The 14081-nt window shown below is 30.6% G+C and carries 14 protein-coding genes and 1 rRNA gene; 8 read left to right on the forward strand and 7 right to left on the reverse strand.

Going from position 1 to position 14081, the window contains the following annotated elements:
* Positions 1-3: 3 nt before the first annotated feature.
* The 4 genes from nth to ABDH49_07375 are packed head-to-tail and all read right to left on the reverse strand — an operon-like array spanning position 4 to position 3410.
* On the reverse strand, positions 4-648 hold the full coding sequence (gene nth / locus ABDH49_07360) for an endonuclease III (GenBank protein MEN3046777.1): 645 nt from the start codon (positions 646-648) through the stop codon (positions 4-6).
* Complete coding sequence (locus ABDH49_07365) at positions 645-1130, reverse strand: methylated-DNA--[protein]-cysteine S-methyltransferase (GenBank protein MEN3046778.1); 486 nt, start codon at positions 1128-1130, stop codon at positions 645-647. Before ABDH49_07365 ends, nth begins: the two co-directional genes overlap by 4 nt.
* On the reverse strand, positions 1111-2916 hold the full coding sequence (gene uvrC / locus ABDH49_07370) for an excinuclease ABC subunit UvrC (GenBank protein ID MEN3046779.1): 1806 nt from the start codon (positions 2914-2916) through the stop codon (positions 1111-1113). The genes ABDH49_07365 and uvrC overlap by 20 nt, the downstream gene beginning before the upstream one ends.
* Positions 2917-2963: 47 nt before the next feature.
* Entirely contained in the window at positions 2964-3410 is a 447-nt protein-coding gene (locus ABDH49_07375) for a hypothetical protein (protein MEN3046780.1), read from the reverse strand.
* Positions 3411-3741: 331 nt separating this feature from the next.
* On the opposite strand from ABDH49_07375, the gene ABDH49_07380 reads away from it, so the two are divergent.
* Together ABDH49_07380 and ABDH49_07385 are read left to right on the forward strand one after the other, a co-directional pair.
* Entirely contained in the window at positions 3742-4524 is a 783-nt protein-coding gene (locus ABDH49_07380; protein ID MEN3046781.1) for a polysaccharide deacetylase family protein, read from the forward strand.
* A gap of 53 nt (positions 4525-4577) precedes the next feature.
* On the forward strand, positions 4578-7025 hold the full coding sequence (locus ABDH49_07385; protein MEN3046782.1) for an SBBP repeat-containing protein: 2448 nt from the start codon (positions 4578-4580) through the stop codon (positions 7023-7025).
* 86 nt (positions 7026-7111) lie between these two features.
* Here the strand turns inward: ABDH49_07385 and ABDH49_07390 are convergent, their stop codons facing one another.
* Positions 7112-8611, reverse strand: a complete 1500-nt coding sequence (locus ABDH49_07390) for a hypothetical protein (protein MEN3046783.1) — start codon at positions 8609-8611, stop codon at positions 7112-7114.
* A 98-nt stretch (positions 8612-8709) separates the two neighbouring features.
* Between ABDH49_07390 and rpmB the strand changes: the two genes are divergently transcribed.
* Genes rpmB through ABDH49_07410 form a run of 4 tightly spaced genes read left to right on the forward strand, consistent with a single transcriptional unit; the run spans position 8710 to position 11694 of the window.
* Positions 8710-8892: a 50S ribosomal protein L28 gene (gene rpmB / locus ABDH49_07395; GenBank protein MEN3046784.1), complete on the forward strand. Its 183-nt coding sequence runs from the start codon at positions 8710-8712 to the stop codon at positions 8890-8892.
* 3 nt (positions 8893-8895) lie between these two features.
* A complete protein-coding gene (locus ABDH49_07400; GenBank protein ID MEN3046785.1) occupies positions 8896-9549 on the forward strand; it encodes a heme exporter protein CcmB in 654 nt (217 codons plus the stop codon).
* On the forward strand, positions 9546-10277 hold the full coding sequence (locus ABDH49_07405; protein MEN3046786.1) for a DUF1732 domain-containing protein: 732 nt from the start codon (positions 9546-9548) through the stop codon (positions 10275-10277). The genes ABDH49_07400 and ABDH49_07405 overlap by 4 nt, the downstream gene beginning before the upstream one ends.
* Positions 10270-11694, forward strand: a complete 1425-nt coding sequence (locus tag ABDH49_07410) for an NOL1/NOP2/sun family putative RNA methylase (protein MEN3046787.1) — start codon at positions 10270-10272, stop codon at positions 11692-11694. Before ABDH49_07405 ends, ABDH49_07410 begins: the two co-directional genes overlap by 8 nt.
* Before the next feature lie 6 nt (positions 11695-11700).
* Here ABDH49_07410 and ABDH49_07415 read toward each other — a convergent pair whose 3' ends face one another.
* Both ABDH49_07415 and ABDH49_07420 read right to left on the reverse strand, forming a co-directional pair.
* The gene (locus ABDH49_07415) at positions 11701-12264 is read right to left on the reverse strand and encodes a hypothetical protein (GenBank protein MEN3046788.1); all 564 of its coding nucleotides are present in this window, start codon (positions 12262-12264) and stop codon (positions 11701-11703) included.
* Positions 12261-12665 (reverse strand): DUF296 domain-containing protein, encoded by a 405-nt coding sequence (locus ABDH49_07420; protein MEN3046789.1) that lies wholly within the window; start codon positions 12663-12665, stop codon positions 12261-12263. Before ABDH49_07420 ends, ABDH49_07415 begins: the two co-directional genes overlap by 4 nt.
* Before the next feature lie 135 nt (positions 12666-12800).
* Between ABDH49_07420 and sfsA the strand changes: the two genes are divergently transcribed.
* Both sfsA and ABDH49_07430 read left to right on the forward strand, forming a co-directional pair.
* A complete protein-coding gene (gene sfsA, locus ABDH49_07425) occupies positions 12801-13877 on the forward strand; it encodes a DNA/RNA nuclease SfsA (GenBank protein MEN3046790.1) in 1077 nt (358 codons plus the stop codon).
* A 134-nt stretch (positions 13878-14011) separates the two neighbouring features.
* Positions 14012-14081 (forward strand): 16S ribosomal RNA (locus ABDH49_07430); the annotation flags it as partial.

Consider the following 14081-nt stretch of genomic DNA (forward strand, 5'->3'; position numbering starts at 1 on the left):
AGTTCAAGATAAAATTTTGGAGCAAAATTCTTCAACTGGGCAAATTTCACAGCGGGGTTTTATGGACTTACATATCCCTTGGCCAAAGGCAACTAAAGCTTTATTTATTCTTTTCCAATACTTCTTTTTAAATAGAGCTTTAAGTTCTTTCTCCGTTTCTTCAGGTTTTTTTGTTTTTACCCATCCAAGTCTATTAGATATCCTATGAACATGTGTATCAACACATATTTCATCCCTTTTAAAAACTTCCTGAAGGACAAGATTAGCTACTTTTCTTCCCACTCCTGGTAACTTAACAAGCTCATCAAATTTATCCGGTATTTTACCCGAGTGTTCGTTCAGAATGACCTCAGCTAACTTTTTCAGTGATTTTGCCTTGTTTCTATAAAAACCAACAGGATATATAATTTTTTCTAATTCATCTAATTTAATTTCTCTTAAATCGTTAAAATTTTTTATCCTTTTTAAAAAATTTTCTAAGACCCTTGCTGTTACTTCATCTTTAGTTCTTGCAGATAATATTGCGGAGATTAAAATTGAAAATTCTGAATTGCCTTTGATTTTTTTAAGAGAATTTATAGGAACCTCTAAGTTCTTTGAATGTTCTTCAATTTTTTCAAAGACAAGTTCTGGCAATGACTTTTTCATATAGAAATACCCTCAAGTTCTAGTAATCTCTTTTTCCATTGGGTGCCGTGTGAGAATCCAGAAATACCATTCTTTCCAACTACTCTATGACAGGGAATTACTATAGGAAAGGGATTTTTATTTAAGCACCTTCCCACTGCCCTTTTAAAGTTTTCACCCCCAATCCTTTTGGCAAGTTCAGAATAGGTAATCTTAGTTCCCCATTTTACTTTTAATAACTCCTCAAACACCCTTTTTTGGAAATCACTTAATATCCTATAATCAATCAATTTTTTAGAATTTTCAAAATCTTCACTTTTTCCTGAAAGATAATTTTCAAATTCTTTAATAATTTTAAAAAACTTTTTGCTTATTTTGCCCTCAACTTCAAATTTACTGAAACTTTGTAAACTTGAAAGTTCAATTTTTTTTATTTTTTTGTTTTCAAATTTTATTAAAATTTTTCCTATTTTAGATTTTAAGCTAACTGTGAAGTCTTTCATAAATAATTTCAGCAAGTTTTTTTCCAATACCCTTTACTTTAGAAATTTCATCAACACTTGCGCCCTTTAATCTTTCAATTGATCCAAAGTATTTAAGAATTTCGATCTTTTTTTTCTCACCTATTCCTGGAATTCCGTCAAGTTCAGAAATTCTAATTTTTTTTACCATTTTATCTCTGTGATAAGTTAGCGCAAATCTATGAGCTTCATTTCTTATACTTCTTAAAAGTTTAATTGCATCAGATTTTTTGGGAATCATGACTAATTTATTATCGGGAAAATAAAGTTGATCAAAGGTTTTAGCGAAGGCGCAAACTTTAACGTCAGTTATATTAAGCTCATTTAATGCTTTCAGGGCGGCAGAAAGTTGTGCCTTTCCTCCATCAACTATAAAAAGATCCGGAAACTTTTCATTCTCCTCTTTTAACCTCTTAAATCTTCTCTTAACAACTTCATAAACCATATGTGGATCTGACTTTATATCCTCTGTCTTTATTTTAAACTTTCTATAAAGCTTTTTTTCTTTTTTACCATTTTTAAATACAACGATAGCAGCAACCCTTTCATCACCAAATGAATGCGATACATCTAAACATTCAATATGTAACGGATAAAAAGTTAAATTTAAATTTTCTTTAAGTTCAACAACTGATTTTGATATGATTGTTTTACCCTTTTTCTCACTGTAGTATTCTTCTAATTTATACTCAGCATTCTCCTTTGCCATCTTAATAAGTTTTTCCTCTTTTTCATCTTTTGGCTCCCTAAAGCTTATATTAATATTTCTTTTAATCTTAAGAGCTCCCTCTATTTCATAGTAATCTTCTCTTAATTTTTCAACTATAACCTCCTCAGATCCAATAATTCCAGAGAGGTAATATTGAGAGATGAAAGAAAAAAGTATATCCTTTTCATCAGAAGAGATAGGATTGTCAAGGATAAAGCTTTCCATGTCAATTAATTTTCCATTTCTTACGCGTAATATACAGACTGAGGCGTATGGATAGTATGAGCAAGCTGCAAGGACATCTATAGATTTTCTTTCGTCTAGTACAGCACTTTGACTTCTTGATATTTCTCTTATCGAATATAAAATATCTTTCAATCTTGCAGCTTTTTCAAACTCTAAATTTTCTTTAAGCTTTTCGATTTCGTCTAAAAGATAATCTTCTACACTTTTTGTATTTCCGGTAAAGAAAAAAACTAATTTTTTTACGATTTCCCTATATTCTTCAGGGTTTACAAGACCACTAACGCAGGGACCTAAACATCTTTTTAAGTCATAATCAAGGCAGGGGTTTATTTTTCTTTTTGATGGTAGGGTGTATTTGCACGTTCTAATTGGGAAGATCTTTAGGGCAACTCTTAACGCCTTTCTTAGAGATTTAGCTGAGTGAAAGGGTCCTATAAGAAGTGAACCATCATCTCTAAGATCTCGTGTTGTAAAAATTCTTGGAAAAATTTCATTTACAGTTATTTTAATATAGGGATATTTTTTATCATCTCTTAATCTTATATTAAATTTAGGTTTTTTACTTTTTATCAGGTTATTTTCTAAAAGGAGAGCTTCAGGTTCGGAGGCGGTTGTTATAAATTGGAACGTGTGTATCTTATTTAGCATAAGTCTTAATCTTGGGTTTTCATATTCCATAGTCATGTGGGTTTTTATTCTTTCTCTTAAATTTCTCGCTTTACCTACGTATAGTAAATTCCCCTTTTTATCGAAAAAAAGGTAGACTCCAGGTTTTTCTGGGATATTATTTAGATTTTCTTTTCTAAACTCCATAGGTTAAATTTTATCAGTCTAAGTGTTTATTTTCAAATTATGAGATTCTATTCTTCTCCCTTAAGTTTTCTTCTTTTTTCTTTTCTATATTCTTTCAAAATTTTTCTTATTTCCTTAAATTTTTCACTTCCCAATTTTTCATAGACTTTTTTAAAACTTCTAATTTGCTTTAATCTTAGTTCTTCATTGAGGTTTGATATTTCTTTTATGATTTTTTCAATTTTATCAAAGTCAATTTTTTCAGAGTTTATTATTTCTTGTATCTCAATTTCTTTGATTTTTATATTTGATTTAATTTTTTCGGTTTCTTTTTCTAGTTCAAAATAAGCAGATTTCAAGAATTCTACTTCTTCTTTTGAAAGATTTGCTTCTTTTTGGATATCTTCGTTAAGAGCTATAGATCTTAAAATTATTTCAGGGCTTTTTTTTATTAAAAATCTACGAACAGCTTCTTCATGGAATAAAAGAATTAAAGGTATTATTAAGGCACTCATAGCGCTAATTTAATCTGATAGGGTTTGAACCCTTTAATATATTGACGGAATTTAAATTAAATTTGTTCATTTTTTATAATTATTTAGAGTGAAAAAGGCGAAAAAAGAAAGAAAAAGATGTAAAAGGCATCCTGAAAAATTTTTAGTAAGAAAGTGTTTCAGATGTAAAAGGGAAATTTGCTCTTCTTGTGCCAAAAAAAAGTTTAAACACTTTTTTTGTTCAAATAAGTGTAGCTATTTATATTTGCTTGATAATTTCAAAAAAAGTCTAAGGAAGAAAAAGATCTATAAAGATCCCCTTTCGTATCCACTTTTAAGAGTTTTGTTTTTTATGTTTTTCTTTTTATTTGTAATATCTATTTATCTTTTATACAAAAAACCGACTATTGAGATGAAGGAATATTTTATAAAGAAGATTCTGGTAAAAGAAAAAGAAGTTAGACACTTTTATGATGGCTCAATAAAAAGGTTTAATACTGACAAAAAAGAGATATATTTAACCTTTGATGGTGGAAATTATGCTCAGAGGGCAGAGGTTATACTTGATGTATTGAAAGAAAATAATATAAAAGCATCCTTTTTTCTAACAGGGGAGTTTATTAAAAAATTTCCAGAGATAGTAAAAAGAATAATTAGAGATTCTCACGAAGTTTTAAATCATACTTACTCGCATCCACATCTTACCACTTATGAAATAAACGGAAGAAATTTTACAAGAAAGGATATTACACCAGAAAAAGTCTTTGGGGAGCTTTTTAGGACTGAAGAGATATATGAAAAGCTTACGGGAAGAAAGATGGATTATATTTGGAGAGCCCCCTATGGAGAGGAAAATAAGGAAATAATAAGGTGGGCAAGTAGAATGGGTTATATTCATATAAGATGGTCCTTCGACTTTCTTGATTGGAGAAGTGTTGAAGATTATAAAAAAAGATTAAAAGAATTTTTCAAAATAAGGGATAAAAGAGGATATATTTTGCTTTTACATCTTGGTTCACCTGAAAATGATACCGCAGATTATAGGGTTTTTCTTTCGCATTTAATAAAGGAGCTAAAAAATCAAAAATACGAATTTAAAAAGATTTCAGAAGGGTTAAGAAAAGTTTACTATTAATTGACCAACAACTAACTTTATTTTATAGTTTAGTAATATCAAAAAAGGGGGGAATGATGAAAAATTATGTGAATGTTTTATTTATTTTGTTCTTAAGTGGTTTTGAAAACTTAAAGGCTAATTCTCCTATAAGTGAAAATTCTGGCTTTGAAAAGAATCTTGGTCAGATAACAGATTTTGAAGGCAGATCTGTTAATGATGTTCTTTTCAGAATAAAATTAAAGGAATATGGCATATTTATAACAAAAAAAGGAGTTAGTTATGTAATTTATAGATTTTCCGACTCCACTACTGAGTATGCAAGGATTGATGTCGAGCTTATTGGTTCAGAAATAAAGGAGAAAAATATAGAGTATATAGACCCACTACCTGGATATTCTAATTATTATTTAAGTTCCTGTCCTCAGGGAATTCTGGGGGTTTTGACTTATAAAAAAGTAAGGATAAAAAATATTTATCCTGGTGTTGATTGGGTATGGAGATATGATAAAGAAGCGATACATCATGAATTCGAAGTTAAAAAAGGAGCTGATGTTTCTAAAATAAAACTGAAAGTAAAAGGCGCAGATGTTGAAATTAGTAAAAATAGAAAAAAGCTCATCTTTTCAACTCCTATCGGAAAAATAGAAGATGGAGAGATAAAATCTTTTGGAAAAAATAGTTTAAGAAAGGTTGATGTTTTTTATAAAAAAAGGGATAGTGTTATTATTTTTGAGGTGAAAGATTTTAGTAAAAATGAGGATTTAATTATAGACCCGCCTCTATCACTTTTGTGGGGAACTTTTTATGGAGGAAGTGATAATTTCGATTTTGGTTACTCAATTAAGGTTGATGGTTCAGGTAACGTTTTTGTAACAGGGTATACTTGGGCAACTAATTTTCCAACTTACAATCCAGGTGGAGGAGCTTATTATCAAGCAGCAAATTCAGGACAAACAGATGTTTTCATTTTAAAGTTTAACAATTTAGGAGTTAGAGAGTGGGCTACCTATTACGGAGGAAGTTCAATTGATGAGGGTCTTTCAATTACAGTTGATGGCTCTGGTAATATTTTTGTAACTGGAAGAACTCAATCTACTGATTTTCCCACTTATAATCCACCAGGACCTGATTATTACGATGGTTCACATAATGGTGGTTATGATGTTTTTATTTTAAAGTTTAATAATCAAGGAGTAAGATTATGGGCAACCTTTTATGGAGGAACTAGTAGTGATGAGGGTTATTCAATTGTAGCTGATGTTTCAGGTAATGTTTTTTTAACAGGAGCTACAATTTCAACTGATTTTCCAACTGATAATCCTGGAGGTGGTGTCTATTATCAAGGGTCAAATGCCGGTAGCTGGGATGCTTTTATTTTGAAGTTTAATAATCAAGGGGTAAGGCAATGGGCAACTTATTATGGAGGAAGTTTAGATGATTACGGTAGTTCGATAACAGCTGATGGTTCCGGTAATATTTTTATAACTGGAACTACCCAGTCAACTAATTTTCCAACTTATTATCCTGGGGGTGGAACATATTATCAGGGTATAAATAATGGAGGTTATGATGTTTTAATTTTAAAGTTTAATAATCAAGGCGCAAGGTTATGGTCTACTTATTACGGAGGAAATGCTAGCGATGGTGGAGCATCAATTGCTATTGATGGTTCAGGCAATGTTTATATAATTGGAACAACTACGTCAACAAATTTTCCAACTTATAATCCAGGGGGTGGTGCCTATTATCAATTAAATAATGCAGGTGATAGGGATGTTTTTATTTTAAAGTTTAACAATTTAGGAGCAAGAAAATGGGCTACCTATTATGGAGGAAGTGGTGATGATCGTGGAAGAGCAGTTACAGTCGATGGTACAGGTAAAGTTTATGTAACTGGATATACAAGATCAACAAATTTTCCAACTTATAATCCAGGAGGTGGTGCCTATTTCCAGGGAACAAATGCAGGTTATTACGATGCCTTTTTCTTAAGATTTAGCAATACTGGGGTAAGAGCATGGGCTACCTATTATGGGGGTAGTGATGATGATTATGGTGAGTCAATAACAACTGATGGTTCAAACAATATCTTTGTAACTGGTTATACTGGTTCGGTAAATTTTCCGACCTATAATCCAGGTGGCGGAGCTTATTATCAACCATATGCAGGTATTGTAGATGCTCATATTTTAAAGTTTGAGAGAGGGGCTCCATTAGGAGAGCAAGATAATCCTCCTGATAAAGTAAAAATTATAAATCCTGCACCTCAAATTTTGCCTATACACACCTTCTTTAAAGAAGAACTAACAGTAAAATTCTTTAAGGGTTATAGTTCTAAAATTAAAATAATCATAATTAATTCATCCGGTGAAATAATCTTCTTAAGGGAGTACCCTTATGCCTCTACAATAACTATATCTGATGAGAGAATTAAGAACTTAAAGGAAGGAATTTACTTTATTCATATCTACACAGACAAAATAAAATTTGGTCCCTTTAAAATCATTAAAAAAATGTGAGAGAAGCAAAGGATTCAGAAGTAAATATGTGCACATTCTTTCTCTAATTTATCTTTCAATCTCCCCAAATTGCGCTTTATGGTCTGTTAAGGAATATATTTGAAGATACTGAGTGGGTTAAAAAAGAGGGAGTTACAAAAAAGCATTACTATAAAGACTATTGAAAAGAGCCAAAAAAGGTTGTCGTTAAGAGTTTTTTCAAGGACTAAAAATAGGGGAAATATGGAGTAAAAAAAGCGTGTCAGAGAAGCTAGATATACCTTTGGGTGTCCCTGTGATAAAGTTGAGATTAATATTCCGCAAAAGGGGACTAAGCTTGCGATAAAAAGTTTATCTTTTATACTATATTTTTTTGAATATTGTACTATAGAGAAACAAAAAAGCCAAAATACAATTAAATACGTTTGCTGAGGTATAACTATAAAATCCATAATTTTTAAAAGGAAAATTATGTTTTTAAATAAATTCGATATCCAATTCCCGTTCCCCCATGCATATTTCCAAAGTAAATAATGAGCAAATGGCTCTTTAAATTTTATCCAAAGGTAAAGAGAATATAATATAATTCCAGAAAAGGATAAAATAGTGTATAAGAACAACTTGAAAAAGTTAAGTTTTTTTCTTTCCTCCATGATATAAATTATTAAGAAGGACACACTAAAGAAGATTAGGTGAAACCTGGCTGCCGTTCCTATTCCAATAAGTAAAAAAGATAAACTATAATTTCTTTTAATCAAAAAGTGAAAAGAAATAGAAGAAATTAATACTGCTGTTGATTCTGAGTAAGGAACAGTAAAAAATAATGCACCAGGATAAAGTAAATATAGAATTAATGTACGGAAAGCACTTTTTTCTCCTGAGAGATTATAAATAATAAAGAAAATAACAAAGTAAGCAATCAGTCCCAAAAGGTTACTCACAAATATCATAGATAGTTCAATATTTTTTAATAAGTAGTTAGTGGCCTTACACAATAACGGATATAGGGGTGCAAATTGAGGATTTTGTGCTTTATAGAAATTCTTATCGTAACTATAACCCTGTAAAATAATACTTTTATACCAATAGGCATCCCACGAAGTTGATAGAGCATAAAGGATGCCTTTCAGATCCGGAATAACTCTTTTAAATTTCAATTCTAACTTTTTATCAAAGTCGACAAATTGACGTATACCGTCTGCTCTTACATACATTTCTTCTTCATTTTTTAGCTTAAACAAAGCTCCTTTTAAAATGATCGGAGAAGTATCTCCTTCTTCTTTTTTAATTTTTAAAACAATTTCATTGTTTTCTACCTTAAATCCGAAGAAAAACCACTTTTCAAGGTATTCTTTTGAAATAAAAAATGAGTCAATCAGTTTGTTTTCACTGCTGTATACACATATTACCTTCGGTTTAGAAGTTTTTATATGAAATCGAACTTCTTTAACTTCATTCTTTAATTTTAACTTTAACTCTTTTTGTCTTATGTTGAAAAAAAAGTACTCTAATTTTGAAAATCCTATAATTAAACCAATTATCTGTATGTACTTTGATAGAAGGATAATTCCCAAAATTAAAATGAAATTTCTCAAGTTTTTTCTCATAGGTAAACTACCTAATCTTAGGAGTCAAAATGTTTATTTTTCAATTGATTGGAGTATATTTTTAGGGTATAATTAAATCTATAAAAGGAGGAGCTGCAATGCCCAGAATGTGTGAGGTGTGTGGAAAGAAGGTAATAATTGGAAGACAAATCTCTCACTCTCATAGAGTTACCCCAAGAAAATTTAAAGTTAATTTACATACAAGAAGAGCAAAAATAAACGGAAAGATAAAAAAAGTTAGAGTTTGCACTAAGTGTCTCAGAAAGCTCGAAGTTGTTTAGATATTGAGGCAAATAATATACTTAATTAAAAAAGATATTTTACTTGAATTTAGGACAAAAGAAATAACTATTCCTTACTTACTTTTTTCACTTTTGCTTCTTTTTCTCTTAGGCTTCGGAGTTGAAAGGATTTTTGATCTGAGGCTTTTTTCTTTTTTTTACTTTTTATCTTTTATGTTTGCAGGTATACTCGGTTTTGAAAGAGTAATTGCCTTAGAATTTGAAACAGGGGGAATTTATTCGCTCATTACTTTTCCAATTCCAAGAAATTACATTTTTATTTCTAAAGTACTCTCAATGTTTTTATTCTTATTTTTAACTGGATTAATCTTAATGATAATTTTTTCAGTTTTTCTAAATGTTACCTTTCCACCACTTTTTCCATTCTTAGTTATTATCCTCTTGTTTTCCTTTGGTTTTTCCGTTCTTGGCATAATGCTCTCTTTTTTAACTTTTGCCTCGAAAGCAAGAGAGTTTTTACTTCCAATTGTCCTAATCCCCCTTTTTATTCCACCCTTTGTATCTGCCACTTTCGCCCTAAATAAACTCCTTGAAGAGAACTTTTTAAATCTAAACTACATTTTCTTTTTGATCTTTTTTGATATACTTTACTTTTTAATTTCTGATCTTCTTTTTGAGTATGTGATTTTAGAATGAAATTAAAAAGTGGAATTAAAAGTATGACTGGTGCAACTAGTGTATCTATAAAAGAATCTGGAATTTACTGTAAAGCAGAAATAATTTCCCTTAATTCTAAAGGTTCTGAATTTAAAGTCTTTATAAATCCAGAAATTCCAGGAATTGAAGTTAAAGTTAGAGAGTTTCTGAATAAGTATCTTAAAGATGGGAAGTTTATAATTAAGATAAATTTTGTTGATACCGGTTTTAAATTAAAAATTAATACAAAACTCTTTAAATCATTGAAAGTTAATAAGGGAAGCAATTTTTTATTTGCTATTGATCCCTTTAAAATTCCAGGTCTTATAAATTTTGTTTATCCGGAAAAGAAAATATGGAAAATCTTAAGAAAGCTTTTAAAAGAAGCTGTTTTTGAACTTGAAAAAAGGAGACTAAAAGAAGGTGAAGAGATAAAAAGGGCAATTCTAAAAGAAATTGAAAAGATAAAATCAAGTTTAAAAGAAATAGATTCATCAAAAATTAATGAAGAGGTTATAAAAATCAAATCACATTTAAAAAACATAGCCGATATAGTTAGAGCAAAAAGGGGACCGTGGGGAAAAAGAATAGATTTTTATGGGCAAGAGATCTTAAAAGAAGCTAATACAATAACCCAAAAAACAGCAGATCTAAGTGTAGTAAACTCGGCAATAAAAGTTAAAGAATGCGCCGATAACATAAGAGAACTTTCAAGAAACCTTGTATAAGAACACTTCCTTTTATTCATACCTTGTAAATTTAATAGGTACAAAAGAAACAAGAGATTTCTTTGAATCTGTTAGTGAAGAATTTCCTAAAGTTCTAAGAGTTAATCAACTAAAAACAAATGTAGACTTTATAAGGGAAAGATTAACAAAAAAGGGGTTTTTATTAAAAGATAATCCCCTTTACAAGGACTCCTTAGAAGTTATGTATGAGCCCTATGAGTTAGGTAAAACACTTGAGCATTATGCTGGTCTTTTTTATATTCAAGAAAAGAGTTCCCTTTTACCAGCTAAAATCCTAAATCCGACAAAGAATCAGCTTGTTCTGGACATTGCTTCAGCACCAGGATCAAAGACAACTCAAATGGGTGAGATGATGGAAAATAAAGGGGTTATTGTTGCTAACGATATTCATTTACCAAGAATAAAGGCACTTACTCATAACATTGATAGAATCGGTCTTATTAACACAGCAGTCACAATGCTAGACGGAGCAAAATTTGGTGACTATTACTTTGAAGTATTTGATAAGGTTTTAGTGGATGCTCCCTGTTCTAGTATGGGAACAGTTCATAAATCTAAAGAGGTTTTATCTTGGTGGAATGAAAGAGAGGTAAACTACTTTAAAAGTATACAAAGAAAGCTTCTAATTTCCGCAATAAAATCATTGAAGGTAGGAGGAGAACTTGTTTATTCTACTTGCACCTTAACTGTAGAGGAGAATGAAGAGCTGATAGACGAGATTTTAAAAAAGTTTCCTATTGAAGTTTTAGAAATAGAGGATTTAGGAATTAACGAGAGTAGAGGAATTGTTGAATATAAGGGAAAGAAGTTTTCAAAGGAAATAGAAAAGGCAGTTAGAATTTGGCCTCATAAGTCGTTTATGGAGGGTTTTTTTATTATAAAGCTAAGAAAAATTGAGAGAATGAAGGAAGAAAATAAAAGCTTCTTTAAGAGAGAGTATAGAAAGATATTAAAAAAGAAAGATAGTGAAATTTTTAAACTCCTGAAATTTTTAGAAAGTTATTTTGGAGTAGACACTTCTTATTTCGATGATAAAATCTTTAAATTTTCAAAAGATATATGGCTTTTGTCAGAAGATTTTGAAAGGTTTGAAATTCCCCATTCTTTCAGAGAGGGTATAAGAATTGTAAGGCTTCACAAGGAAAAATATAAGCTTACCACAAGCTTTGCTCAAATTCTCTTTCCTCTAATAAAGAGAAATATTTATGAAATTAAAAATCCTTCAGATGCTTTAAAAGTTTTAAAAGGTTTTGAAATTTATTTAGATAACGGAGAAGAAGATGGATATAAGATTTTAGTTTACGATGGAATTTGCCTTGGAGTTGGTGTAAAAATAGGTAATAAGCTGAAAAGCCAGATACCAAAAAGTAGAAGATTCGAGGAAATTGTAGTTTGAAAGGCTCTATCTTCCCTGACCTCTTATAATCTCTATCAGTGCAGATACTAAGATTAACAGTTTAAAAATTTCATCCTCCTTTAAAAGAACTACAGAACAAATTGTTTTCTTAGTAGTAAAGAAAAATTTTTTTATTTTCCATTCGTAAAATCCCACTTCATTTTTTTGATTGTCAAATAACTTTCCACTGCGTGTTCCAAGTTTTAAAATATCTTCTCTGCGTATTCTCCCTACCATTTCATCATATTTATTTCTAATCTCAAGTTCATTTTCTAAAATATCTTTTGGGCTAAATGTGAATAAAGGCTCCTTATAGCTACTTAAAAGTTTATATTTTATTTTAAAAAGGGAAGCCTCTCTTTCAAGATAGATTTCGTTATTTTTTTCTAAATCCCTTATTATTAAAATATAGTTCATAAGGGTTCTTAACCTTGTAGAGCGTAAGATTTTTTCTGCTATATTCTTTGGTTCTTTTTCGAAAGCTTTATAGATAATATTTTGATTTTCGTCCGTGACTTCAAATAAAGCTGGTGAAAGTTCATGTGAAAGTATTTTAATAAAAAGTTTCACATTATTTTTAGTTTCCTTAGGCCCCCTTCTTCTCTTCTCTCAACAGGAACGTTTCCCTTTATCAAAAACATCTCTAAGGTATTTGATACCTTTGCAGAGATCAGGTGTCCTCCTTTAACCTCTCCATTTCTTTTTCCAATAGTAACGTGGAAATGAAAAGTGGGAGAAGTCTTAGGAGTAATAACTCCTGAAATCCCCAGTAGCTCTGCAGGTTCATTTTCAATATGTATCTCATACTCTTTTCCGTTCCAAAAACCCATTTTAACATCTTTCATCATTCCCAAAGCCGAAATGACTACCAGAACGTTTTCATCCTTAAGAGCACTGGAAAGCTCGCTTATCTTTTGAATAAAGTCCTCATCGTCCTCAAATACCGCTACGATAATTTTACCATCATCCATAAATTCCATCTTTAGACTCCTTTTTAATCGTTATGGTGAAATATTAAATGATGGAAATTGAAAATTGCAATTTTTGAAAATAATAATTAACCTCATGACAAAGTTTTGAAAGGAGGTTTATAAATTAAAAAGGCAATTTTTCTTAAAAGGCTAAATAGATTTACTGTTCAATGTTATTCTGGAAATAGTAAATTAAATGCTTACCTTCCTAATCCTGGTAGGTTATGGGAGCTTTTAATTCCTGGGAGGACTCTTTATTTAAAAGAAAGTAGGGGAAATTTTAAATTCAGAGTTTTTGCAACTATAAGGGACAATGAACTTATTTGTCTTGATACTCACTATACAAATACTATTGTAAAAAATATTTTAAAAGAAGGACTCATTGAAGATTTAAAAAACTATAAATTAAGGGAAGAAGAGTTCAAAATTGAAACTAAAAGAATAGATTTTGTTTTGGAAAGTGAAAAGAAACTTTTGCCTCTTGAGGCTAAGTCATGTACGTTATTTAATGATGAGATAGCGATGTTTCCAGATGCTGTTACAGAAAGAGGAAAAAGGCACGTTGAGTTAATAAGTAAGTATAAGGGTGCTATAATTTTTGTAGTTTATTATTCTAAAGCTCGTTATTTTCTGCCTGATTTTCACACAGATCCATTATTTTCTAAGGCTTTGTCTGATAACAGGAGCGATATTTTAATAAAGCCCATATCGGTAAGATTAAAAGAAGATGGAGGTTTTGAGTTTTTAAGGGAACTTGAGATTCCTTGGCATGTATACGATAGGGAGGGTGGTGATAGAGGTAGCTATATAATTTACGGCACTTTAAGAAAAAGTGTTACTTTAAAAATTGGCGGGCTCGGAGAAATAAATTTTAAAAAGGGGTATTATCTTTATGTAGGATCTGCAATGAATTCTTTAAGTAAAAGGGTGGCAAGACACTTAAGGAAGAAAAAGAAGAAAAAATGGCATTTGGACTATCTTATTTCTCGTTTTAATGAGGTAAAACCTATAGAGATAAGATCATCGGAAAGGCTAGAGTGTGCTCTTTCAAGGGATTTTGAAAATATTTATGAGTGTATTGAGGGGTTTGGTTCTTCAGATTGTAGTTGTAAGGGGCATCTCTTTTTTTCTAATAAAAATCCATTTGAGGATGAAAAGTTTATAGAAATTTTACTAAAATACCGTATTAGTAGACTAAAGAAGCTTATTTAGTATTTTTGTGAAGTTCCATATATAAAAAGAGGGACTTGAAAAATTTAAATTTCCCCTATATAATATAATAGAAACGTTATTTGACAAGGAGGGTGGGTATATTTAGGAGGTTGAGGTTGGGATATTCATTTTGTTTTATGGAGGGTTTGATCCTGGCTCAGGGCTAACGCTGGCGGCGTGTCTTAGCCATGCAAGTCGGGCGGA

This window comes from Candidatus Hydrothermales bacterium, assembly GCA_039630235.1.
Classification (GTDB): domain Bacteria; phylum Hydrothermota; class Hydrothermia; order Hydrothermales; family JAJRUZ01; genus JBCNVI01.

Excerpts from the sequence above, each read along its gene's own strand:
- nth (MEN3046777.1), bottom strand. The coding sequence starts at position 648 with ATGAAAAAGTCATTGCCAGAACTTGTCTTTGAAAAAATTGAAGAACAT.
- ABDH49_07365 (MEN3046778.1), bottom strand. The coding sequence starts at position 1,130 with ATGAAAGACTTCACAGTTAGCTTAAAATCTAAAATAGGAAAAATTTTA.
- uvrC (MEN3046779.1), bottom strand. The coding sequence starts at position 2,916 with ATGGAGTTTAGAAAAGAAAATCTAAATAATATCCCAGAAAAACCTGGA.
- ABDH49_07375 (MEN3046780.1), bottom strand. The coding sequence starts at position 3,410 with ATGAGTGCCTTAATAATACCTTTAATTCTTTTATTCCATGAAGAAGCT.
- ABDH49_07380 (MEN3046781.1), top strand. The coding sequence starts at position 3,742 with ATGTTTTTCTTTTTATTTGTAATATCTATTTATCTTTTATACAAAAAA.
- ABDH49_07385 (MEN3046782.1), top strand. The coding sequence starts at position 4,578 with ATGATGAAAAATTATGTGAATGTTTTATTTATTTTGTTCTTAAGTGGT.
- ABDH49_07390 (MEN3046783.1), bottom strand. The coding sequence starts at position 8,611 with ATGAGAAAAAACTTGAGAAATTTCATTTTAATTTTGGGAATTATCCTT.
- rpmB (MEN3046784.1), top strand. The coding sequence starts at position 8,710 with ATGCCCAGAATGTGTGAGGTGTGTGGAAAGAAGGTAATAATTGGAAGA.
- ABDH49_07405 (MEN3046786.1), top strand. The coding sequence starts at position 9,546 with ATGAAATTAAAAAGTGGAATTAAAAGTATGACTGGTGCAACTAGTGTA.
- ABDH49_07420 (MEN3046789.1), bottom strand. The coding sequence starts at position 12,665 with ATGGATGATGGTAAAATTATCGTAGCGGTATTTGAGGACGATGAGGAC.